This window comes from Pantoea sp. AS-PWVM4, from assembly GCF_000468095.1.
GTDB lineage: Bacteria > Pseudomonadota > Gammaproteobacteria > Enterobacterales > Enterobacteriaceae > Pantoea > Pantoea phytobeneficialis.
Genome location: NZ_ASZC01000009.1, coordinates 58,535 through 80,147 on the forward strand (window position 1 = coordinate 58,535; position 21,613 = coordinate 80,147).

At 57.1% G+C, this 21,613-nt stretch carries 20 protein-coding genes; 10 read left to right on the top strand and 10 right to left on the bottom strand.

From position 1 onward, the window contains the following. Nucleotides 1–68: 68 nt before the first annotated feature. Entirely contained in the window at nucleotides 69–992 is a 924-nt protein-coding gene (gene nac, locus L579_RS10255; protein WP_013507594.1) for a nitrogen assimilation transcriptional regulator NAC, read from the bottom strand. A 493-nt stretch (nucleotides 993–1,485) separates the two neighbouring features. Here nac and L579_RS10265 point away from each other — a divergent pair, with 493 nt between their 5' ends. Continuing rightward, nucleotides 1,486–2,688, top strand: a complete 1,203-nt coding sequence (locus tag L579_RS10265) for a pyridoxal phosphate-dependent aminotransferase (protein WP_021184184.1) — start codon at nucleotides 1,486–1,488, stop codon at nucleotides 2,686–2,688. Nucleotides 2,689–2,845: 157 nt separating this feature from the next. Here the strand turns inward: L579_RS10265 and L579_RS10270 are convergent, their stop codons facing one another. From L579_RS10270 to L579_RS10285, 4 genes are read right to left on the bottom strand one after another with little or no spacing between them, the layout of a single operon-like run. Next, nucleotides 2,846–3,613 carry a 5-oxoprolinase subunit PxpA gene (locus tag L579_RS10270; RefSeq protein ID WP_021184185.1) on the bottom strand — a complete coding sequence of 256 codons (768 nt, stop codon included), beginning with the start codon at nucleotides 3,611–3,613 and terminating at the stop codon, nucleotides 2,846–2,848. A 21-nt stretch (nucleotides 3,614–3,634) separates the two neighbouring features. Next, complete coding sequence (locus L579_RS10275) at nucleotides 3,635–4,621, bottom strand: 5-oxoprolinase subunit C family protein (protein WP_021184186.1); 987 nt, start codon at nucleotides 4,619–4,621, stop codon at nucleotides 3,635–3,637. Next, on the bottom strand, nucleotides 4,618–5,319 hold the full coding sequence (gene pxpB, locus L579_RS10280) for a 5-oxoprolinase subunit PxpB (RefSeq protein ID WP_369758290.1): 702 nt from the start codon (nucleotides 5,317–5,319) through the stop codon (nucleotides 4,618–4,620). The genes L579_RS10275 and pxpB overlap by 4 nt, the downstream gene beginning before the upstream one ends. 11 nt (nucleotides 5,320–5,330) lie before the next feature. Beyond that, entirely contained in the window at nucleotides 5,331–6,170 is an 840-nt protein-coding gene (locus tag L579_RS10285) for a transporter substrate-binding domain-containing protein (RefSeq protein WP_021184188.1), read from the bottom strand. Between the two features lie 247 nt (nucleotides 6,171–6,417). Here L579_RS10285 and L579_RS10290 point away from each other — a divergent pair, with 247 nt between their 5' ends. After that, entirely contained in the window at nucleotides 6,418–7,314 is an 897-nt protein-coding gene (locus L579_RS10290) for a DMT family transporter (protein ID WP_021184189.1), read from the top strand. A 32-nt stretch (nucleotides 7,315–7,346) separates the two neighbouring features. On the opposite strand, the gene L579_RS10295 is transcribed toward L579_RS10290, so the two are convergent. Further along, the gene (locus L579_RS10295; protein ID WP_021184190.1) at nucleotides 7,347–8,042 is read right to left on the bottom strand and encodes an RraA family protein; all 696 of its coding nucleotides are present in this window, start codon (nucleotides 8,040–8,042) and stop codon (nucleotides 7,347–7,349) included. A gap of 11 nt (nucleotides 8,043–8,053) precedes the next feature. Next, a complete protein-coding gene (locus L579_RS10300) occupies nucleotides 8,054–9,565 on the bottom strand; it encodes a sialate:H+ symport family MFS transporter (protein ID WP_021184191.1) in 1,512 nt (503 codons plus the stop codon). A gap of 409 nt (nucleotides 9,566–9,974) precedes the next feature. Here L579_RS10300 and licT point away from each other — a divergent pair, with 409 nt between their 5' ends. Further along, on the top strand, nucleotides 9,975–10,838 hold the full coding sequence (gene licT / locus L579_RS10305) for a BglG family transcription antiterminator LicT (protein WP_021184192.1): 864 nt from the start codon (nucleotides 9,975–9,977) through the stop codon (nucleotides 10,836–10,838). A 69-nt stretch (nucleotides 10,839–10,907) separates the two neighbouring features. On the opposite strand, the gene L579_RS10310 is transcribed toward licT, so the two are convergent. From L579_RS10310 to L579_RS10320, 3 genes are all read right to left on the bottom strand, one after another. Continuing rightward, nucleotides 10,908–12,302 (bottom strand): glycoside hydrolase family 1 protein, encoded by a 1,395-nt coding sequence (locus L579_RS10310; protein ID WP_021184193.1) that lies wholly within the window; start codon nucleotides 12,300–12,302, stop codon nucleotides 10,908–10,910. A 15-nt stretch (nucleotides 12,303–12,317) separates the two neighbouring features. Then, complete coding sequence (gene bglF, locus L579_RS10315; RefSeq protein WP_021184194.1) at nucleotides 12,318–14,183, bottom strand: PTS beta-glucoside transporter subunit IIABC; 1,866 nt, start codon at nucleotides 14,181–14,183, stop codon at nucleotides 12,318–12,320. A gap of 218 nt (nucleotides 14,184–14,401) precedes the next feature. Then, nucleotides 14,402–15,352: a LysR family transcriptional regulator gene (locus L579_RS10320; protein WP_021184195.1), complete on the bottom strand. Its 951-nt coding sequence runs from the start codon at nucleotides 15,350–15,352 to the stop codon at nucleotides 14,402–14,404. 147 nt (nucleotides 15,353–15,499) lie between these two features. Between L579_RS10320 and L579_RS10325 the strand changes: the two genes are divergently transcribed. The 7 genes from L579_RS10325 to L579_RS10355 are packed head-to-tail and all read left to right on the top strand — an operon-like array spanning nucleotide 15,500 to nucleotide 21,612. Beyond that, nucleotides 15,500–16,456, top strand: a complete 957-nt coding sequence (locus tag L579_RS10325; protein ID WP_021184196.1) for a PDR/VanB family oxidoreductase — start codon at nucleotides 15,500–15,502, stop codon at nucleotides 16,454–16,456. Next, nucleotides 16,453–17,658: an amidohydrolase family protein gene (locus L579_RS10330; RefSeq protein WP_036626362.1), complete on the top strand. Its 1,206-nt coding sequence runs from the start codon at nucleotides 16,453–16,455 to the stop codon at nucleotides 17,656–17,658. Before L579_RS10325 ends, L579_RS10330 begins: the two co-directional genes overlap by 4 nt. Further along, nucleotides 17,648–18,103: a RidA family protein gene (locus L579_RS10335; protein ID WP_021184198.1), complete on the top strand. Its 456-nt coding sequence runs from the start codon at nucleotides 17,648–17,650 to the stop codon at nucleotides 18,101–18,103. The genes L579_RS10330 and L579_RS10335 overlap by 11 nt, the downstream gene beginning before the upstream one ends. A 14-nt stretch (nucleotides 18,104–18,117) precedes the next feature. Next, the gene (locus tag L579_RS10340; RefSeq protein ID WP_021184199.1) at nucleotides 18,118–18,996 is read left to right on the top strand and encodes a creatininase family protein; all 879 of its coding nucleotides are present in this window, start codon (nucleotides 18,118–18,120) and stop codon (nucleotides 18,994–18,996) included. A 14-nt stretch (nucleotides 18,997–19,010) separates the two neighbouring features. After that, on the top strand, nucleotides 19,011–19,982 hold the full coding sequence (locus L579_RS10345; RefSeq protein ID WP_021184200.1) for an ABC transporter substrate-binding protein: 972 nt from the start codon (nucleotides 19,011–19,013) through the stop codon (nucleotides 19,980–19,982). Continuing rightward, the gene (locus L579_RS10350) at nucleotides 19,979–20,812 is read left to right on the top strand and encodes an ABC transporter ATP-binding protein (RefSeq protein WP_021184201.1); all 834 of its coding nucleotides are present in this window, start codon (nucleotides 19,979–19,981) and stop codon (nucleotides 20,810–20,812) included. Before L579_RS10345 ends, L579_RS10350 begins: the two co-directional genes overlap by 4 nt. Continuing rightward, nucleotides 20,812–21,612 (top strand): ABC transporter permease, encoded by an 801-nt coding sequence (locus L579_RS10355; RefSeq protein WP_021184202.1) that lies wholly within the window; start codon nucleotides 20,812–20,814, stop codon nucleotides 21,610–21,612. Before L579_RS10350 ends, L579_RS10355 begins: the two co-directional genes overlap by 1 nt. Nucleotide 21,613: the final 1 nt, after the last annotated feature.

Genomic DNA, 21,613 nt, shown 5'->3' on the forward strand with positions numbered 1-21,613 from the left:
CGCAGTCAATCTAGCGCGTTCGTCAGACGGGCAGTAAGAGGGTTTCGCTTTGCGGTAATAAGCGAGGCTTATCCCACCAGCGTCAGGGGATGGTTTTCCACGTTGCGCCGTGACATCAGCGACAACAGAATCGATTTCACGGCTTCTGCCGGTTGCGACAGCGGCAGATGATCGGACATGCAGAACGACAACGAGGCTTGTACATCTGGCTCGACAATCTTCGCCATCCACGAGTCTGAGGTTTTCAACATCGCCCGCGCGGCGGATTCGGGCATGATGGTGGCACCCAGACCGGCAGTCAGTGCGGCGTTAAGCGTGGTTTGTGATTCGATCTCGCACTTAACACGATATTGCAGGTTATTCTGCACAAAGGCATCGTCCAGCACCTTACGCATGATGTTATAGATGCGCGGCAGGAACAGATCGTACTGCGCCACTTCTGCCAGACGGATCTCTTTCATCGGTTTCGCCAGGCTGAACGGACAGACGAAGCACAGATCTTCCTTCATCAGCGGCATAAAACGCAGGCCGTGGATATTGCGATGGTCATAGATCACCGCCATGTCCATGCGACCGTTCATGATCAGCTCGCTCAACGTGGTGCCGAAGTTCTCGTTGAAATAAAGCACGATACCGGGATGCTGCTGCTGCACTTCCATCATCAGCGGCAGGGCGAGATTTTGCGCTGCCGTGCCGGGCGCAAGGCCGACTGAGACGCTGCCGCTGAGCGACGCCCCGACACGATCAATCGCACTTTGCGCCTGTTCGCACTGGCGCAAAATGGACTGGGCGTGAGAATAGAGCGTTTTACCCGCTTCGGTAGGGGTGACGCCGCGCTTGGTGCGGATCAGCAATTGTTGGTTCACTTCCCCTTCCAGCGTTGCCAGCTGCTGGCTCAGGGCGGGCTGGGCGATATGCAAAATATCGGCGGCCTGCGTCAGACTGCCGACATCGACAATCTTGACGAAGTATTTAAGACGGCGAAGATTCATGGTCACTCCCTCCAACGGAACGCATATCAGCATCAAGCAAAGTTGATGCCAGAATAAGGTTTAGTGATTGAACTCAGGCAGGAGGGTACGGCGCACATGCCTCCTAAGGCTTTTGCTGAGTTGACTTACTGCCTGCTCAACAAATGTTCAGACAGGATGTTTTGCACAATTTTGGTGCATTTTCCCATTAGCGTTACCGATGGCTGACGGGAGCAATGCGCCACGATGGCGCGCGCAGCGGCTTGAAAGTAACAGTTTTTTAACATATCTGGCGCGCGCGCTGCGTGACCCGCCGCGCATTTCCGGGCAATGCGCTGACTTTGCTGCAAAAGTGTGCAGCCGGTCCTGTCATCGTTTTGTGTTATATCACCACAACAAAGCACTATTAGCGGTGGTTGTGGGCGAAAACCTATGCTCAGAGAACTTTGCTGGCCGCGCGCGTTTTGGCGTGCCGCGCCGTTTCTGCTGACACTGAGAGAGGGAAGTGTTCCCCATGCCCGAGATAGCCGATCGACTAAAGAATGTGACTGTTTCCGCCTCCGTCGCCATGACCCAAAAAGCACGCGATCTCGCGGCGCAGGGAATTGATGTGGTGGCACTTTCCACCGGAGAACCCGATTTTCCAACGCCGGATCACGCCATTGAGGCGGCTTATGCGGCGGCGCGCGCGGGGGATACCCGTTATCCACCCACCGATGGCACGCCAGCCCTGCGTAAAGCGATCCAGCTGAAATTTAAACGTGATAACCAGCTGGATTATGACGTCAGCCAGATCCTTACGGCTGGCGGTGCCAAGCAGATCATCTTCAACGCCATTCTGGCGACCATCAATCCGGGCGACGAAGTGGTGATCCCGACGCCGTCATGGATCAGCTATGCCGATATCGTGAAATTTGCCGGTGGTATCCCGGTGCCGCTGCCGTGCGCCCAGGAGAATGGTTTTAAACCGCTTCCGGCGCAGCTGGAAGCGGCGATCACCGATAAAACCAAATGGCTGCTGCTCAACTATCCCAGTAACCCGACCGGTTCAGTGGCGAGCAAAGCAGAGTTGCAGGCGTTGGGAGAAGTGCTGTTGCGTCACCCGCAGGTGTGGATCATGACGGATGATATCTACGAACATCTGATTTATGACGACGTGCGTTTTTATACCCTGGCGCAGGTTGAACCGCGTCTGTATGAACGGGTGCTGACGGTGAATGGCGTGTCAAAAGCGTACTCAATGACCGGCTGGCGTCTCGGCTTTTGCGGCGGCCCGGCTCCGTTGATCAAGGCGATGAGCAACGTTAATACCCAGAACAGTGGTGGCGTGACCACCCTGACTCAGGCCGCCGCAGTTGCGGTGCTGGAAGGCCCACAGGATCTGTTGCAGGAACGTGCACGTATCTACCGCGAACGTCGCGATTACGTGCTGGAACGCCTGACCTCAATTGATGGTCTGCGCTGCCATAAGCCACAAGGCGCGTTTTATCTGTTCGTCAATATCGCGGGTTATATCGGTAAAGTCAGCGCGGGTGGCCGTCAGATCAACAACGATGCCGATTTCGTACTGGCATTGATTGAGGAGCAACATGTGGTGACGGTGCAGGGGGCGGCTTACGGCATGAGTCCGTTTATCCGTCTGTCTTACGCCACCAGCATGGAACGTTTGCAGACGGGTTGTGATCGTATTGCGGCGTTTTGTGCCGGTTGCCGGTAAGGATTGCCTTAACCCTCACCCTAACCCTCTCCCGCAAGCGGGAGAGGGGACCGACCGAGCAAATCTTGCATCCTTCTCCCGCTTGCGGGAGGGGGTACATATAGCACTCTCTCCCTTCTCCCTCTCCCGCTTGCGGGAGAGGGGCGGGGTGAGGGTATCAGGCCAGCACTTCAGTCGCCGGAGCCACCTGATGACCACTGGCTTCGATCTCGCTGCGCACGATGGTGGCGAGCGCCAGTGAACCGGGTGTATCGCTGTGGACCAGAATTGAGCGGGCGCGTACCGCGATCTCTTCACCTTCAAGAGTGGTGACAGTGCCGCGTTGCAGAAACTGGCGCACACGGGCGCGCAGCGCGCTTTCTTCTTTAATCACCGAACCGGCGATACCACGCGGCACCAGACGCCCCTGGGCATCGTAAGCGCGGTCGGCGAGGAACAGCGTGAGGGTTTTCAGACCGGCGGCCTGCGCAGCGCGTTCAATAATGGTATCCGGCTGGGCGAAGATAATCAGCGAGCTATCAATACGCGCCACCAGCTCCATCACTTGCTGCGCCAGCGCGGCGTCACGGTTAACGATATTGCCCATCGCTGCGTGGAAGCTGAAATGGGCAACCTGAGTGCCTTCGGCACGGGCAATCGCCATCAATGCACCCAGCTGATACGCCACCTGCTGGCAAATTTCGTCAGCGGAAAAAGGCAGTTCACGGCGGCCAAACCCCTGGCGATCCGGCAGGCCCGGATGTGCACCAATCCCCACGCCATGCTGCTTCGCCAGACGGACCATGTTGGTCATGATCGTGGGATCACCGGCATGAAAACCGCAGGCAATATTGGCGGATGACACCACCTGCATCAGTGCGGCGTCATCACACAGTTGATAAACGCCGAAGCCTTCTCCCATATCGGAATTGACATCAATCTTCATCGTTTTGGTTCCTTGCCAGGGTTAAACGCCCACGGCCTTGCGCAGCGGCAGGCAGCTCAGACGCAGCCGGGTGAGCCAGCGCGTCACTTCTTGTTCGATGGTGATGGCTTCACGCGCATCACTTTTTACCAACTGAATGGACTGGCCGGGCAGTACCTGACCGAGTCGCCACAGATCCTGCTCGATCACCCCGGCGATCTTGGGATAACCACCGGCGGTGTTGGCATCGCTTAACTGGATGATCGGCTCACCGGCCGGAGGCACCTGTACGATTCCGGGGATCAGGCCATAGGATCGCATCTCCACCGTGTGTGACGGGAAGATCGGATCTCCTGCCAGCCGGTAACCGGTGCGGTTGCTTTGGTTGGAAACTTGCCAGGATTGCTGCCAGAAACGCGTGGCGTCTTCAGCAAACAATGCGTACTCGCCGGAGGGAATGGCGCGTAGCTGGATCTCGCCGGCGTTATTACGCGGGAACCAGGTACCCAGCGCGCTTTCCGGAGGTTCGATACCGATACCCGCCTGTGGTAATGTCGGGCCAGTTGTCGGGCCAAGGGGTAACTGGTCGCCACGCTGCAATGCCCGGCCATGATGACCACCGAAGGCACCGCGCAGCGCGGTACTGCGCGAATCCAGTACCACGGGCACATCGATACCACCGGCAATGCACAGATAACCACGGGCGCCGCTGCGTGGGTAGCGCAGCTCGAGCACCTGACCGGCGCGAACACCGCAACCCCACCAGGGCGGCAGAGGGCTGCCATCCAGCGTGGCGCGACAGTCAGCGCCGGTCACGGCGATGCTGGTATCCTGCAAAAAGCGCACGCGAAATGGAAACAGTTGCACTTCAATCGCGGCGGCATTTTCCTCGTTACCGAGCAGCAGGTTGCCTGCCCGCAACGCCAGTGGGTCCATCACGCCGCTCACCGACACGCCCATATGGCGATAGTTGAAACGGCCTAAATCCTGCACCGTATTGAGCGCACCGCTTTGTTCAATCTCAATCACAGTTCAATCCTCTGCGGCAGAAAGCGAATGCGATCGCCAGGGGCCATCAACGCCGGTGAGTCCGCCAGGGGATCAAACACCTCCAGTTCGGCATAGCCAATCGCGTTCCAGCCATTCGGGCCGGTCAGCGCCGAGACGCCTGCCTGCGCGCCGCCAATGGTGACGGTGCCTTTCAGCATGCTGAGCGACGGTACTTTTTTGCGTGGCGTTGCCAGCTGCGGGTCCAGTCCATGCAGATACCCAAAGCCCGGCGCGCTGCCGAGGGCGAATACCGTGTATTCGCTTTGATGATGACGACGTACCACTTCGCGCGCGCTGAAACCGGTATGTCGGCAAACGGCATCGAGATCGATCGCGTGTTCGCCACCGTAATCCACCGGAATCTCAATCAGTTTGCCCTGCGGATGGATGGCCTGCGCCTGTTCCCAGGCGGCATGCAGTCGGGCGCGCACCGCAGTCTCGTCGGGGGGAATCTGGCGAAACAGCACCAGCAGATTGGTGACCCCAGGGATCAGTGATTCAACGTCTTCGCCACTGGCGAGCAATCGTGCCAGCGACCAGACGCGACGTTGTGAGGGCAAATCAAAACCGCCCGGTGCTTCCACCAGCCAGGCGCGTGCGCCAATGGTGGAGAGGGTAATGGTAGAGGAGCAAGCCAGCGCGGATGCGCTGGCGGGCTTGATATCAGATGGCGACATCACGGGCATGGTTATTCCAGCGGTTCAAATTTCAGACTGGAGAGCGGCTGAACGCGCTCCTCACGCACCATTTTGTATTCGGTCTTTGGCCCAATCCAGGTGTCCCAGATTTTGTCGATGGTGCCGTCATCGTCCATCGCTTTCAGGCCGCTGTTGACGCTGGCTAACAACGCTGGCTCGTCACGTTTCATGCCGACACCAATCGGTTCCAGCGCCATCGGTTCTTTGATCATCGCCAGATCGATACCGTCTTTTTTCGCCTGGGTGATCATCTTGATACCGGTCATGGTGTTGGTAACAAAGCCCAATGCTTTGTTCTGTTCCACCGCGAGGAAAGCCGAGGCGGTGTCCTGGAAGGTCACGGCTCGTGCGCCTTTCAGGTGGATGGATTGTTCTGAGGTGGTGCCTTTGGTGGCGCTGATGCGCTTACCTTTAAAGTAACTCAGCGGCTTGTCGGCCAGCGGCGCTTTCACCAGCAGCATCTCTTTGGCGACATAGTACGGATCGCTGAACTGGATCTGGTTGCCACGGGTTTTGGTGTAGGCAAGGTTAGCGATCAGGACATCGGCGCGGCCAGTGGCGATCACTGCGATACGCGCTTCCACGGAAGTCGGCACCAGAGTGACTTTGACCCCCATCTGTTTTGCCAGCGCGTTGCACAGGTCAACGTCCATGCCAGCCAACTGGCGAGTTTGCGGATCCGGCGAGGAGAAGGGTGGCACGTCGGAATAGACTGCGCACTTAAGTTCGCCGCTCGACTTAATGTTTGCCATCAGGTCAGCATGGGCGGAAGAGATAGCCAGCAGCGGCAGCAGCGCCAGCCCGATGGTGGTACGTCTTTTCATGGTCATGTGATTCCCCTCGGTAATCCGTCAATATTCGCGTTTCCTGGACTATATCGGCTTTGTTTTGCGGCGAATAAGAGGGAAACCCTGTCGCGCGATAGCGAAATGCTATGACGGTGGACGATAAGTTATTGCTATTCAGGCAGAGCAAAATAGTGTTATCGCGGCCCTCTGTCTCTCCATAAGGTATGCGCGTTGTCCTCTCGGCAATCAAGCCGGTTGCGAGTGGTAGAGAGAGAATAGGGTCAAAGCAATGAATGCCAGATTAGGCGTAGTTCTGAAGATAATGGCGGCGTTGTGTTCAACGCTGATGTTGGCGTGTGTCAAAGGGTTGAACGGCACCATACCCACCGGGGAAGTGATTTTTTTCCGCAGTTTTGTCGCGCTGTTTCCACTGCTGATATGGTTGAAAATTCAGGGGAACGTGCTGGAAAACCTGAAAACCCGCAATCTGTTCGGTCATCTGATTCGGGGCTTTTCCGGCACCGGTGGCATGTACTTTAATTATCTGGCGTTGGTGTATATCTCGCTGGCGGATGCCACTGCACTGAGCTACGCCGCGCCGCTGTTTACCGTGATCATGGCGGCGGTGCTGCTGAAAGAGCGGGTCAGGGCATCGCGCTGGCTGGCGGTGATGGTCGGCCTGTCCGGCATTTTGATCATGCTGTCGTCCAAACTGACGCTGTTCTCCGCCAGTGCCGCTCATGCCAGCGCGGGTATCGGCGTGTTGTGCGCGCTGGTGGCTGCGGTCTGCACCGCCACCTCCAACGTGCAAATTCGTTTTCTGAATGGCATCGAAAAACCCGGCGCGATTGTGTTCTATTTTTCACTGATGACCACGGTGATCGGCCTTGCCACTATCGTGTTTGGCTGGACCATACCCAGTGGCACGCAACTGCTGCTGCTGGTTGGTTGCGGGCTGTTTGGCGGTCTGGCACAGATTCTGGTCACGCTCAGCCTGCGTTACGCGGATGCTTCGCTGCTGGCCCCGTTTGATTACACCACCCTGGTATGGTCGATGGTGGTAGGTTACCTGTTCCTTAATAGCCTGCCTGGTCCCACCACGCTGTTTGGCGCATCGATTGTGGCGCTGGCCGGGATTTTTGCCGTGTGGCGTGAGCAACGGCAGCGGAAGTTGGCGCTGGTGTAAAAACGCGCCGCATCCTGGCGGCGCGATTCCTGTTAACGATAAATATCGTCAATAATCTCCACCTTCTTACTGCGTAACGTCTCATCCAGCCAGCCACGTTCCAGTGAGCCGGTTTTCGCCAGCTCAAAGTTGCGCTCATCCACCTGTAAATACGCCAGCGCATCTTCCAGGATACGTGCGGCATCCTGGCGTGGGATCACAATCACGCCATCGGCATCACCGAGGATGATATCGCCCGGAGAGACATGGATTTTGCCGCAGGCGATCGGCACGTTGATCTCACCCGGTCCGTCTTTAAAGGGGCCACCCGGCGTGACTCCGGCTGCGTAGATCGGGAAATCCATGCGTGATAATCCGTCGATGTCGCGCACCGGGCCATCCAGCACAATCCCTTCCATGCCGCGCTGCTTCGCATAGGTCGCCATGACTTCACCCATCAGCGACTGGCTGCGATCGCCTTCGTTCGACAGAATAATCACATCGTTGCGCCCGGCGATATCCAGCGCTTTGTGCAGCATCAGGTTGTCGCCTGAACGGGCTTTCACCGTCACTGCCAGACCACACATAATCGGTTGTTGTGGGGCCGTTTTCAGGCTGATCTCCGCTGACAGGGCGGGCAGGCGGCTCATACAATCCGCGACCACGGCAGCTGGCAGGGTGCGGAAGGTTTCCAGCAGCGGTTCAGCATCAGCCGGGCGACGTAAATAAATGCGGTTTCCTGCGGTCATGTTATCTCCTTTCAGGGTTTGCCTGAGTTAAGCGGGGTAAGATGCTGGGCGGCACGTTCTTCACGGGTGAACGCGCCAGCAAGTGGGGTGCCATCGACGGTGTCGTAGTGACGCAGCGCCTGCGGTTTTAACCAGCGCTGCACGCGCGACGGCATATCAAAGCCAATCAACAACATCACCACGAAGGTCAGGCCAAACGACAGGCCGCCAAGCGCGCTACCCAGAGAGGCATGCTGCGCGATGAGCGCGCCCAGCACCGGCGCGAGTGCACCGCCGAGTGAGCCGATGTTGTAGATAAAGCTGAGGTTGGCTGCGCGCTGTTCGGTATCGAAGTAGCCGCTGATCATCTTCGCCAGCAGGCCGCCGACGCCCTGGCTGAACAGTTGTTGCAGGAAGATCAGCAGGCACAGTAACCAGACGCTGGAGCCGTTGAGCATAAATACCGGGATGATGATCATCTGGGCGATCAGCAGGCTCAGTACATAGGTTTTGCGCGTACCGATGCGATCGGCGGCGATCCCCGCCACGCAGCAGCCAAGGCCCATGCCGAAGCGGCTAAAGGAGAACACCAGCGCGACCACTTCTGGCGAGTAGTGCAACTCGGTTTTCAGGTAAGTAGGCAGCAGCGCGTGGATCGGCCAGCCGTAAAGAAACACGCAGACGATAGTGACGGTGAGCATCAGGCTGGTGGGCCAGCGCTCGCCGCCGCTCTGCACCAGAAAACGGATAAAGATTGCCGCGATGATCACCGCCAGCACGCCGGTCACCACCCCGGAGGTCTGGTGGTCGAAGCAGAAGTAAAGCGACACGGCGGCGGCCAATCCCAGCAGCAGGTTGAGGGTGTTACGTAAGCGGTTTGGCCCACGAAACAGCGTGTCGATCATGGTTTCTGCCGGTTTGGCAGCTTTGGCTTTGGCCGCAGCCCACTCTTCGGCTTCCGGAATGGCGCGGCGCAGCCACAGGGCATAAAACACCGGGATAATGCCGAGGTAAAACAGCGAGCGCCAACCCCACAGCGGAACCACCCAGCTATACGCCAGCACCGACAAAATAGCCCCCGCAGAAAAGCCGGAATTGAGGAAGGCGCTGGCTTTATTGCGCATATCTTTCGGCCAGGTTTCGATGGCATAGGCTGAACTGGTGCCATATTCACCGGCCATGCCGATTCCGACCAACACGCGGGCAATAAACATCCAGGTATAATTGGGTGCGATACCGCAGGCGAACGTGCCACCGGCAAATAATATAATGCTGGTGATCATCGCACTTTTACGGCCATATTTATCGCCCATAGCACCGAGTGCCAATCCACCAAACCAACGCAAAATAAATGCGGCAGAAATTAATGCCGCCGCTTCCGCCGTGGTGACATTAAATTCCGCCATTATTTCGGTCAGGACTAAGGTAATAATGACGAAGTCAAAACCGTCCAGCATATAACCCATCCATGCGGCCCAGAATGCCTTCCATTGCTGGCGATTCAGCCGTTTATACCAGGGTAATAGCGTCGTTTCTTCAGGCATGGCTGACTCCTGATGTTATTTATAGGGTAAGGGAAATAAGGGGCGTGCGGGCACGTCCGGTTCAGGGTGTTTATTTTTCTGTTTGATGAAGCCTACCGGATAAATAGCGTGTTACGGATGTTGTGTTACGGCTAACGGTGGAGTGATCACGAAATAAAAATCAGGGTTGATTTAACTCAATGATAAATAAATTTATTGGATTTTATTATGGGGGAATAAATTTATTGTATGGTCCTCTGCTATCATCAGTGAAAAGAAACGGAGCCGGGTCACATTTATCCCGATTTCAGCTTGCCGTGTGATGCCAGGCATTTATGATGGAGCGGATTGTTACTGTGTTCCTCCACACAGGCAAAACCTGACAGCTCGCTTCGCGGGAGGTCAGGTTTTTTCGTTTTCAGGGTGCCAAATGAAGATTGCGAAAATACTTAATAATAATGTGGCCATCGTGCTGGGCGAGCAGGGCCAGGAACAGGTGGTGATGGGACGCGGGTTAGCGTTCAACAAGCGCATTGGCGATCCGTTGGATGCGCAGTTGATCGAAAAAGTGTTTGCGTTGCAAAACCATACGCTGACCAATCGCCTGAGCGAGCTGCTGTCGGAGATCCCGATCGAGGTGATCACCACCACCGAATTGATCATCGCGCGTGCCAGGGAGCAACTGGGATCGAAATTGCATGAAAGTCTGTCGATCGCGCTATGCGATCACTGCAACTTCGCGATTGAACGACATCGGCAAAATTTGCCGATCCGCAATGTGTTGATCTGGGAGATCAAAACGCTCTATCCCAACGAGTACGCGCTGGGGCTGGAGGCACTGGCGATCATTGAGAAACGCCTCGGTGAACGTCTGCCAGAGGATGAGGCCGGTTTTATCGCCATGCATCTGGTGAATGCCCAGCTTGATAACGATATGTCGGATGTCGCGCATATCACGCGATTTATGCAGGATATTTTGCAGATTGTGAAGTATCGCCTGCAACTCGATTATCGCGTTGAAAGCCTGAGTTATAACCGCTTTGTTAACCATCTGAAATTTTTTGCGCAACGTATGCTGGGTAAACGCGGCGTGTGCAGCGAGGATGAATCGCTCCATGATGTGGTGCGCGACAAGTATCCGGAAGCGTACCAGTGCACCATCAAGGTTGATCAGCATATTCAGCAGAAATACCACTATGCCTTGTCGAATGAGGAGCGGATGTTTCTCACCATCCATATCGAGCGGGTGCGTAAAGAGACACGGGCGTTGCAAATCGGGGACGATGAAGCCTGATCCGTAGCGGCGCGATTTATCACGCGTCTTTTAAAACAGGCGCGATAAATCGCGCCGCTACGAGGTGCTTTACTTCAGTGAAGCACCGTGGCTGCCAATCACTTCCTGATACCAGAAGAAACTTTTCTTACGTGAGCGCACCAGCGTACCGTTGCCGTTATCATCGCGATCGACGTAGATAAAGCCGTAGCGTTTGGAGAACTCTGCTTTTGAAGCGCTGACCAGATCGATCGGTCCCCAGCAGGTGTAGCCCATCACTTCCACGCCGTCCTCAATCGCTTCACGCACCTGCACCAGATGGTCATTGAGATACTGAATGCGGTAGTCGTCGTTGATGCTGCCATCGGCTTCGACCTTGTCTTTCGCGCCAAGACCGTTCTCCACGATAAACAGGGGTTTCTGGTAGCGGTCGTACAGCAGGTTCATCAGGATACGCAGCCCTTCCGGGTCAATCTGCCATCCCCAGTCGGAACTGGCGAGATGCGGGTTTGGCACCATCGACAGAATGTTGCCGCGCGCTTTCTGATTCTCTTCTTCATTGGTGGTGACGCAACCGGTCATGTAGTAGCTGAAGGAGATGTAATCGATGGTGTTTTGCAGGTCGCGTTTGTCCTGATCGGTAATGTTGATCTGGATCTGACGGTCGGCAAAGAAGCGTTTCATATAGGCCGGATAGTAGCCACGTACCTGCACATCACCGAAGAACAGCCATTCACGGTTCTGCTGCATGGTTTCCATCACATCCGCCGGGCGGCAGCTGAGCGGGTAGAGCAGCGCGCCGAGCAGCATGTTACCGATTTTGCCGTCTTTAACGATTTCATGGCAGGCTTTGACCGCACGGCCACTGGCGACCAGTTGATGATGGATGGCCTGATAAATCGCCTGCTGGTCACTCTCTTCCGGCAGACCGACGCCGGTAAAGGGCGCGTGCAGCGACATATTGATTTCATTGAACGTCAGCCACAGTTTCACCTTGTGCTGGAAACGGGTGAATACCGCGCGTGCGTAACGCTCGAAGCAGTCGATAGTGGTGCGGCTGCCCCAGCCGCCGTATTTTTTGATCAGCCCGTACGGCATTTCATAATGCGACAGCGTGACCAGCGGCTGAATGTTGTATTTCGCCATCTCGTCGAACAGGCGATCGTAAAAGGCCAGCCCTTCTTCGTTTGGCTCGGCTTCGTCGCCCTGTGGGAAGATGCGCGTCCATGCAATTGAAGTACGCAGCACGGTGAAGCCCATTTCGGCGAACAGTTTGATGTCTTCCGGGAAGCGGTGGTAGAAATCAATCGCGGTGTCTTTGATACCGAAATCACCGGCGTGGCGTTCAACGCGATCGCCAAAAATGCCTTTCGGTTGCAGATCGGAGGTGGATAACCCTTTGCCACCGGTCTGATACGCGCCTTCTACCTGGTTGGCGGCTACGGCACCGCCCCATAAAAATCCATCCGGGAAACGTAAGGTCATCTTGTAACTCCTCAATTATTTCACCGCACTGAGCAACGGCGCACAGGCCGTTACCGTTGACGGTTGCAGGGATAAAACATCAATAAATTCATCGCTGTTGCTGACCACCACCGGGGTGGTGAGATCGTATCCGGCCGCCTGAATGGCGCTCAGGTCGAACTCCAGCAGCAGATCGCCCACTTTCACCACATCATCGACGGCGACGTGTGGCGTGAAAAATTTGCCGTCCAGTTTGACGGTGTCGAGACCGACATGAATCAAGACTTCCGCACCGTCGTCTGCGGTCAATCCAATGGCGTGGTGGGTGCGGAAAAATGATGACACCACACCATCAATCGGCGACACCACGCGGCCATTATCCGGCACAATTGCCACACCTTTGCCCAGCAGGCCGCTGGCGAAGGTTTCATCTTTGATCGAATCCAGCGCCATTACCTTGCCCGAGATCGGGCTAAACACGGTTTGCTTGCGTACCGGCGAGGCGTCGCCTGCCGCAGTCGGGGCGGTTTCCACTACCGGGGCGGGAGTGGGCAGGCCAAACAGCCAGGTGGCGACGGTGGCGAACAGCAATGCCACGATGGCACCGGCAAAAGAGGCGTAGACGCTGGCGTCGATGCCGCTGGGCGGCACCACCTGAATAAAGGTGAAGATGCTGGGGAAACCAAACGAATAAATGGTGGTATGCCAGAAACCAAGTATTGCGGCACCCAGTGCGCCACCGATGCAGCCAAAGATAAAGGGACGACGGTTGGGCAAGGTGATGCCGTACACCGCCGGTTCGGTGATGCCGAAGATGCTGGCGCTAAAGGCAGAACCGGCCATCGCCTTCACTTTGGCTTCATGGGTACGCAGCATCACGCCGAGGGTGGCGCCAGCCTGGCCGAGCACTGCTGGCATCAGCAGCGGCAGCAGGGTGTCGTGGCCGAAGTTAGTGAGGTTATTCAGCATGATCGGTACCAGCCCCCAGTGCAGACCGAAGATCACGCACACCTGCCAGATGGCCCCCATCACCGCACCGGCGATGGTCGGGCTGAGGCTGTAAATCCACAGATACCCCTCCGCCAGCATGCGGCTCAGCCAGGTGGCAGCCGGACCGATGGCGAGGAAGGTCAGGGGCACGGTGATAATCAGGCACAGCAGCGGGGTGGTGAAGTTACGCACCGCGCCAGGGGAACGCGGATGTACCACCCGTTCAACCAGGCTGGCAACCCAGGAGGCAAAGATAATCGGGATCACGGATGAGCTGTAGTTGATGATCTCCAGCGGGATACCGAAAAAGCGTAGATTCTCTCCCTGCTGCTGCTGTTCCAGCGCGGTGAGGATCAGCGGATGGACCAGCGCAGCGGCGATAGCCATGCCGACAAACGGGTTGCCGCCAAATTTTTTGCTGGCGCTGTAGCCAAGCAGGATCGGCAGGAAATAAAACAGGCCATCGCTGGAGACAAACAGCAGCTTGTAGCTGCCGCTCTCCTGATGCATGACGCCCAGCACCAGCGCCAGCGCCAGCAGTCCTTTGATAATACCGGAGGCGATCATCACGCCGATAAACGGGGTGAAGATGCCGGAAACCAGATCGATAAAGCGGGCGAACAGCGTTTGTTTGGGGGCATCGGCACGGTCGCTGTTGTCGTTTTCCAACCCGTGACGACTGGCTACCTGCTGATATACCTCGCCAACGTGGTTGCCAATCACCACCTGATACTGGCCGCCGCTCTCCACCACCATGATGATGCCGGGATTATTCTTCAACGCCGCGGTCTGGGCTTTACCCGGCTGCTTGAGTTTAAAGCGTAAGCGTGTGGCGCAGTGGATCACGCTGATGATGTTGGCTTTACCGCCGACACCTTCGACAATTTCGTCGGCCAGTTCCTGATATGGCATACCTACTCCCGCTGATAATCGCTGTTGTTCTCGGGTTGTCCCGGATTGGAGGCAAAAAAAAACCTAAATCACACCGCGCTCGAAAACTGAATGCGGTGCGATTTAGGTTTTGCCTGATTTGCAGTAACAATCCTGAATCGCGCCCATCTTCAGCAATCAACGGCAGGCTGGCAAGAGGGGAAAGGGAGAAAGTGTGAGCCGAGTCAAAAATCCCGCTGTTACGGGGCGGGCGGAGGGGCAGTGGTTTGCCCCGCCAGGGCTTCTTCGTTCTGCATCAGGGCGAAAAACGACTCCAGTTCACGCAGCATCATTGAGGCGGCAATCGATAGCTGACGCTGCGGGGCGACGCACAGCGACAGGGTAAACGGCTTCAGCATGCCATCTATCAGCGGGATAAATTTCAGTTCACCACGGCGGTATTCATCCACAATATCCAGCCAACACATCAGGCTGATGCCCACGTCATCGCGAACCAGCGAACGCAGCATATGGATATTGTTGGTGCGGCCTACCTCATTCAGGGTGATGCCGGAGCTGTTGATCAGGGCCTCAAGCGGCTCTGCCAGCATCAGGGGGGCGGCGGGAACGATAAACGGCCAGGATTCACAATGGCTGAAGCGGATAGTTTCCAGCTTGGCCAGCGGGTGTTGGCTGCTGACCACAATACCCAGGCGTAAATCCGCAAACGACTTCACCAGCAGCTCGCGCGAGCTTTGTGGATTGAGCATGATGCCAAAATCGGCGTCGCCATTGGTCAGCGCGTTAGCGATATGGATGTTGCTCATGGTGGTGAGCGTAAAGGAGATACCGGGATACTCGGTGCGAATGCGTTGCAGAATGGCCGAGAAAAAGCCGCGGTTGATGGCATCAATGGTGGCGATATGCACATGACCGTGACGCAGGCCGCGCAGATCATCGAGCTGGGTACAGACGCGACCAAACTCACGCTGCCAGTTCCTGGCGGCGTTCAGCAAAATTTCCCCGGCTGCGGTCATACGTAATCCTGATGGATGACGTTCAAACAGCGGCATATCCAGCTGCTGTTCCACCCGCAAAATCTGTCGATCGATGGAGGATGCCGAGACATGCAGCGTCTCGGAAGCCTTGCGCAGTGAACCCTGGCGGGCCACCTCGGTGAAGTAGATCAGAAACCGGGAGAAGGCGAACATAGCGGGTGCTCTCTTTTTTGCAACGCATCGTGCGAATTAAACAGATGGACGCTTACACACAGGCAAAATAATAATCGCAATCACGATAAAAACAAGACTACGCGCGGCCTCCCGGCTGATGACGTGTCCGTCGTATGCAGGATTATTATGAAGCAGGCAGAGAATCTGGCTGTCACCGTCATCGCAAAGCAGTTCAACGGTGCTGGCAATGTATTACTGACCCTGGCGTCTGCCAGCGGCCACCCACTACCGGTGTTTACCCCCGGTGCCCATATTGATGTGACCATTCCCGACTGTGGCAAGCGGCAGTATTCGCTGTGCTCGGCCGCCGGGGAGGCACACTATCAAGTTTGCGTCCGTCTCGATCAGGCATCGGGCGGCGGCTCTCGCTGGCTACACCATCAGGTGCAGACGGGGACGCGTTTAACCATCTCCGCACCACGCAACCATTTTCCGCTGCCGGAAGCGCCGCGTACATTGCTGTTTGCGGCGGGTATCGGGCTGACACCGTTGCTGGTGATGGCTGAGCACCTGGCGGCGCAGAATGCCGAGTTCACGCTGCATCTGTTTCTTAAACGTCACGATGAGCTGCCGTTTAGTGCGCGTCTGGACCAGCTTGGCTCGCGGGTGGTGCTGCATTACAGCAGCGAGGGCGATAGCCTGCGCCAGCGAGTACCAGAAGACCTCAAAGTAGCGCACAACAGCGTGCTGGTGAGCTGTGGACCGGCGGGTTTTATGGAGCATCTGCATCAACTGGCGCAGCAACATGGCTGGGGTGACGATCAACTGCATAGCGAAAAATTTAAACCTGATGTCACCACGCAATCGATTGCTGGCGACGTGTTCACGGTAGAAATCGCCTCCAGCGGTGCGCGCCACACCATCAATGCCGATGAAAGCATTGCTGAAGTGCTGGAGCGTGCAGGGATCGACATCGAACTCTCCTGCGAGCAGGGCATGTGCGGAGCCTGTATTACCGGCGTGCTGAGCGGTGAGCCGGATCATCGCGATGAAGTGTTGAGTAAGAAAGAGCGCGCGGCGAATGACTGCATCGTGCTGTGCTGCTCACGCGCCCGTTCCCCGTTACTGGTACTTGACCTGTGAACGCGTATCCAGGCGCGACAGGCGCGCGTTTACCCCGCTGGCTGCTCCCGCAGGACTGGCCGATGCATGGCGATCATCCAGTGCTGGCGACGCTACATTTTCGCGAAGATGGCACCCATATCGAGCCAGATCGTGACGTTAGCGGCTATCTGGCGCTGAACGGCGCGCTGGTGCTGCCGCCGTTGATTGAACCTCACGCCCATCTCGATAAAACCTTCACCGTGCAGCGCAGCCCGGCGTTGCAACCGGGCCTGCTGGCGGCGATTGCTGCGATGCATCAGGACCGGGCGCGCTGGAGCGCGGACGATCTGCGCCAACGCGCCCGTCAGGCGCTGAACTGGGCGGTGGAGGCTGGCGTGGGCCTGCTGCGTACCCATATCGACTGGTTCTCAGCCGATGCGCCACTGGCGTGGCAGATTGTGGGCGAATTGCAGCATCCGCTGTGCACCCTCGAACGCGTGGCGCTGGCCCCGCTGACCTTTTTTGCCGATGCCGACCAGGCGGAACATATTGCCGCCCAGGTCGCTGCCAGCGGTGCGCTGCTTGGCGGTTTTATTCACAGCAGCAACTGGGATGCGCAGGCATTTACCCATCTGTTGCAGGCGGCAGAACGCTGGCGGCTGGATATTGATCTGCATATCGACGAAGAACTGAGCCACGACGCACAAGGGTTGCGCTGGCTGGCGCGTTATTTGCAACACCATCCGTTCAGCGGACGTATTACCTGTAGCCACGGTTGTGCGCTGGCGCAGCAGGAGGACGGCGAGGCGATCCTTGATGTGCTGGCGCAACACCGCGTCACCCTGATTGCGCTGCCGCTGACCAACCTGTTGTTACAGGACGCGGTGCCGGGACGCACCCCGCGCCAGCGCGGTTTAACCCTGATTAAAGAGGCGCAAACGCGTGGTATGCCGGTGTTGCTGGGAGCGGATAACGTGCAGGACGCGTTCTGTCCGGTCGGCAGCTACGACCCACTCGATACGCTGTTTAGCGGGTTACTGAGTGCGCAACTGGGCGCGGCTTTTGATGAAGCATCGGCCCTGATTTGCCAGCGTGCGGCGTTACATGACGGTGCAACTCTGCTGGCTAACGATTTTGTCATTTTCCCTGCTGCCGAAGCGGCAAGCTGGCCACTGCGCAGCCGTCACCGCTATCGGTTGAAACAGGGGATCTGTTATGGAGAGTCCACCAATGACGCTTGAAGCTGGGGCGGGTAAACCGCTGGCGAAGTATGCCGCGTGGCGACGCGCGGGCGATTTTATCTTTCTCTCCGGCATCATCCCGGTGAATCCGCAAACCGCGCTGATTGTGCGTGGTTACGACGATATCCCCGCCGAGGCGCAGCAACTGTTGGGGCGTACCGGCGAGTTTTCCACCGATATCAAAGAAGGGCCAATTCTGGCGCAGAGCTGGTACGTGCTGGAGAGCATCCGCACCACCATCGAGAGCGCAGGCGGCCAGATGAGCGATGTGATCAAACTGGTGCAGTACTTCCGCAATCTGGACCACTTTCCTCACTACAGTCGGGTGCGCAAGTTGTTTTACCCCGATACGCCACCGGTTTCTACCGTGGTACAGGTTAGCGAAATGCTGCCCAGTCCGGATGTCTTAATTGAAGTTGAAGCGACGGCGTGGTTGCCGCAATAACACGAGGAAGCGAGATGTTACATGGTTATATTCCGGCAAACCGCTTTTTGCCGTATCTGAGCTGGACCGATATCGCCACGCTGGAAGACAAAGCCAACACGGTGATCGTACTGCCGACCGGGGCGATTGAGCAGCATGGCCCGCATCTGCCGTGCGCGGTGGACAGCGTGATCTCCTCCGGGGTAGTCGGTCATGCACTGGCGCGTTTACCGGCAGAAATCCCCGCCTACGCCATTCCGCCCATCACCTATGGTAAATCGGATGAGCATCTGCATTTCCCCGGCACCCTGACGCTGACCGGTGAGACGCTGCTGCATACCATTCTGGAGATTGGCGAATCGCTGTACCGCGCCGGTTTCCGTAAGTTCCTGATGGTAAACGGTCATGGCGGTCAACCGCAGCCATTGCAGATGGCGATGCGTGAACTGCGTCTGCGCCACGGCGACATGATCATCATCATGCAGGACACTTTCAAAGTACCGAACTGCGCCGAAAGTTTTATGGACGAGAAAGAGCGTCAGATGGCGATGCACGCCGGTCATGCCGAAACCGCCCTGATGCTGGCGCTGGCACCCGATACGGTGCAGATGGAGAAAGCCGTCGCCAACTATCCACCGGCGTTCCCGTGCCCGACACTCTCCAGCACCCGCCCGATGGCGGCCTGGGCTTCGTATGATTTCGGCCCCAGCGGCGTGATTGGCGATCCGTTGCCTTCCACTCCAGAGCAGGGCGCGGCGATCCTTGAGTCGCTGGCTATCAGTTGGGCGCAGGTGATCACCGAAGTGCACCAAATGACCTGGGTAACCCGTGCCGAACCGGCTTGGGGCAAAGGGCAGTGGCAGGGCAAAGTTTTAGACCAAAACGACGCAGCATCATTATTACAACCGCGCTAATTCGGGGATCGGCTATGAAAAAAACATTGAGCATTGTCGCCGCGCTTGCTGTGGCACTGTCGGCACCAGGTATGGCCGCCGAGAAATTTACCTTTATGACCAACTGGTATGCTCAGGCCGAGCATGGCGGTTTTTATCAGGCTCAGGCGCAAAATCTGTACCGCGATGCCGGGCTGGATGTCACCATTAAAATGGGCGGCCCGCAGGTGCACACCATGCAGCTGATGGCTGCTGGTCAGGCTGACTGCATCATCAGCGATAACATGCAGGCGCTGGAGTCCTGGCAGCAGGGCGTGGAAGCGGTGCCGGTTGCCACCACCTTCCAGCACTCGGCGATTGTGTTTATTACCCACCCGGATGTGAAAAGTCAGGCTGATTTGCAGGGTAAAACTTTCCTGTTAGCCGCAGAAGCTTATACCTCGTACTGGCCGTGGGCGCAGAGCGCACTCAACCTGAAAAACGCGCGTGTACGTCCTTATACCTTTAGCGTGCAGCCATTCCTCGCGGATAAAACGCTGGTGCAGCAGGGCTACGTGACCTCCGAACCGTTCGCGGTGCAGAAGGCCGGTGCACAGGCCAATGTTTACCCCATCAGCGACTGGGGCTACCCGCCGTATGGCAACAGCATCGTTTGTATGAAATCGACCATCGAAAAACGTCCGCAGGCGGTTGCAGCCTTCGTCAAAGCCTCAATGCAGGGCTGGAAAAACTACCTGGAGAATCCGGCTGCGGGCAATGTGCTGATTAAGAAAGAAAACCCGCAGATGACCGACGATCAGATTGCCTTCAGCATCGCGCAGATGAAGAAGTATCAGATGCTGACCGGCGGCGATGCGCAGACCGGGGGTATCGGCATCATGACCGTACCGCGCCTGAAGCAGACCTGGCAACTGCTGGTGGACAACAAGCTGATCGACCCGGCGAAAGTACCGTTTGACGGCAGCTACACCCTGAAATTCATTCAAGACGTGAAGGTTATGCCATGAATGCCGCCAGCCGACTGACCCTGATGAGCAATGATGCGCAAGCGGTGCCGCTACATGCGGCCGCTCCGGCGATTGAAGTGCTCTCCGCTGAGAAAATTTACCCGAACGGTACGCGTGCCTTGCTGCCGGTAGACCTGACGATTCGCCAGGGCGAATTTGTCTCGCTGCTCGGTCCGTCTGGCTGTGGCAAAAGTACCTTGCTGAAAATGATCGCCGGGCTGATTGAGCCGAGCGATGGCAAGTTGATGCTGTTTCGGCGCGATCGCCGGGAAAAACAGCGCGATCTGCCGTTATCGTTCGTGTTTCAGGAGGCGACGCTGATGCCGTGGAGCAGCGTGCACAAGAATGTGCGCCTGCCGCTCGACTTAGCCGGCGTGCCGCGTGCCGAAGCCGACACTCGCGTGCGGGAGATCCTTGAACTGGTCGGTCTGGGGCAGTTTGGTCATGTGCTGCCGCGCGAGTTGTCCGGCGGTATGCAGATGCGTGTGTCGATTGCGCGTGGTCTGGTGACGCGGCCCAAGGTGTTGCTGATGGATGAACCCTTCGGTGCACTGGATGAGATCACCCGTAACAAGCTGGACAGCGACCTGCTGCAACTGTGGCAGGAGCAGAAGCTGACGGTGGTGTTTGTCACTCACTCGATTCAGGAAGCGGTGTTCCTGTCGCAGCGGGTGATCATGATGGCCGCCAGACCCGGGCGCGTGGTGGATGATATCAGCATTGATGCGCCGTTCCCGCGCGATGATGAGTTCCGTGTCAGCCAGCAGTTTACGCAGTATGCACAGCAGTTGCAGCGCGGTCTGTTTGCCGCCAGTCAGGAGAGCAAATAATGAAGAAGCCCTTAGCCGCGCAGCGTAAGTTTCAGCAGTGGCTGTTCCCGGCGCTGTTCGCCATCGTACTGTTGTTGCTGTGGCAGTTTCTGGTCACCACGCTGAAGGTGCCCGCCTTTCTGGTGCCGTCGCCGGTGGTAGTGGCGCAGAGCCTGATGCAGAACTTCCCGACGCTGTTTATGTCCTTGCTTTACACCCTGAAGATCACCGTGATCTCCTTTGTGGTGGCGATTGTGATTGGCTCCATCGTGGCGTTTTTGCTGGTGCAGAACCGCTTTATCGAAAGCGCGTTGTTTCCTTACATCGTGTTTTTACAGGTAACGCCGATTGTGGCGATTGCGCCGCTGATCATCATCTGGGTGAAAGACACCACCATGTCGCTGGTGGTGTGTGCCACGCTGATGGCGGTATTTCCCATTATCTCCAACACCACCCAGGGACTGCGTAGCGTCTCGCCGGGGTTGCTGAGTTATTTCAAACTGAACCATGCGTCGCGTTTGCAGATTCTGCTGCGCCTGCGCATTCCCTCGGCGTTGCCGTACTTCTTTGGCGCGCTGCGTATCTCCAGCGGCTTGTCGCTGATTGGCGCGGTGGTGGCGGAGTTTGTTGCTGGCACCGGTGGCACCGATACCGGGCTGGCATACCAGATTTTGCAGGCCGGTTATCAGCTCAATATTCCGCTGATGTTTGCCGCGCTGCTGCTGATTTCTCTGGCGGGTTTCCTGCTGTTTGCCCTGATGTCGTGGCTGACGCGCCGCGTATTGGCGGCCTGGCATGAGAGCGAACTTAGCCCGACCTGAT

Excerpts from the sequence above, each read along its gene's own strand:
- nac (WP_013507594.1), bottom strand. The coding sequence starts at position 992 with ATGAATCTTCGCCGTCTTAAATACTTCGTCAAGATTGTCGATGTCGGC.
- L579_RS10265 (WP_021184184.1), top strand. The coding sequence starts at position 1,486 with ATGCCCGAGATAGCCGATCGACTAAAGAATGTGACTGTTTCCGCCTCC.
- L579_RS10270 (WP_021184185.1), bottom strand. The coding sequence starts at position 3,613 with ATGAAGATTGATGTCAATTCCGATATGGGAGAAGGCTTCGGCGTTTAT.
- pxpB (WP_369758290.1), bottom strand. The coding sequence starts at position 5,319 with ATGTCGCCATCTGATATCAAGCCCGCCAGCGCATCCGCGCTGGCTTGC.
- L579_RS10285 (WP_021184188.1), bottom strand. The coding sequence starts at position 6,170 with ATGACCATGAAAAGACGTACCACCATCGGGCTGGCGCTGCTGCCGCTG.
- L579_RS10290 (WP_021184189.1), top strand. The coding sequence starts at position 6,418 with ATGAATGCCAGATTAGGCGTAGTTCTGAAGATAATGGCGGCGTTGTGT.
- L579_RS10295 (WP_021184190.1), bottom strand. The coding sequence starts at position 8,042 with ATGACCGCAGGAAACCGCATTTATTTACGTCGCCCGGCTGATGCTGAA.
- L579_RS10300 (WP_021184191.1), bottom strand. The coding sequence starts at position 9,565 with ATGCCTGAAGAAACGACGCTATTACCCTGGTATAAACGGCTGAATCGC.
- licT (WP_021184192.1), top strand. The coding sequence starts at position 9,975 with ATGAAGATTGCGAAAATACTTAATAATAATGTGGCCATCGTGCTGGGC.
- L579_RS10310 (WP_021184193.1), bottom strand. The coding sequence starts at position 12,302 with ATGACCTTACGTTTCCCGGATGGATTTTTATGGGGCGGTGCCGTAGCC.
- bglF (WP_021184194.1), bottom strand. The coding sequence starts at position 14,183 with ATGCCATATCAGGAACTGGCCGACGAAATTGTCGAAGGTGTCGGCGGT.
- L579_RS10320 (WP_021184195.1), bottom strand. The coding sequence starts at position 15,352 with ATGTTCGCCTTCTCCCGGTTTCTGATCTACTTCACCGAGGTGGCCCGC.
- L579_RS10325 (WP_021184196.1), top strand. The coding sequence starts at position 15,500 with ATGAAGCAGGCAGAGAATCTGGCTGTCACCGTCATCGCAAAGCAGTTC.
- L579_RS10335 (WP_021184198.1), top strand. The coding sequence starts at position 17,648 with ATGACGCTTGAAGCTGGGGCGGGTAAACCGCTGGCGAAGTATGCCGCG.
- L579_RS10340 (WP_021184199.1), top strand. The coding sequence starts at position 18,118 with ATGTTACATGGTTATATTCCGGCAAACCGCTTTTTGCCGTATCTGAGC.
- L579_RS10345 (WP_021184200.1), top strand. The coding sequence starts at position 19,011 with ATGAAAAAAACATTGAGCATTGTCGCCGCGCTTGCTGTGGCACTGTCG.
- L579_RS10350 (WP_021184201.1), top strand. The coding sequence starts at position 19,979 with ATGAATGCCGCCAGCCGACTGACCCTGATGAGCAATGATGCGCAAGCG.
- L579_RS10355 (WP_021184202.1), top strand. The coding sequence starts at position 20,812 with ATGAAGAAGCCCTTAGCCGCGCAGCGTAAGTTTCAGCAGTGGCTGTTC.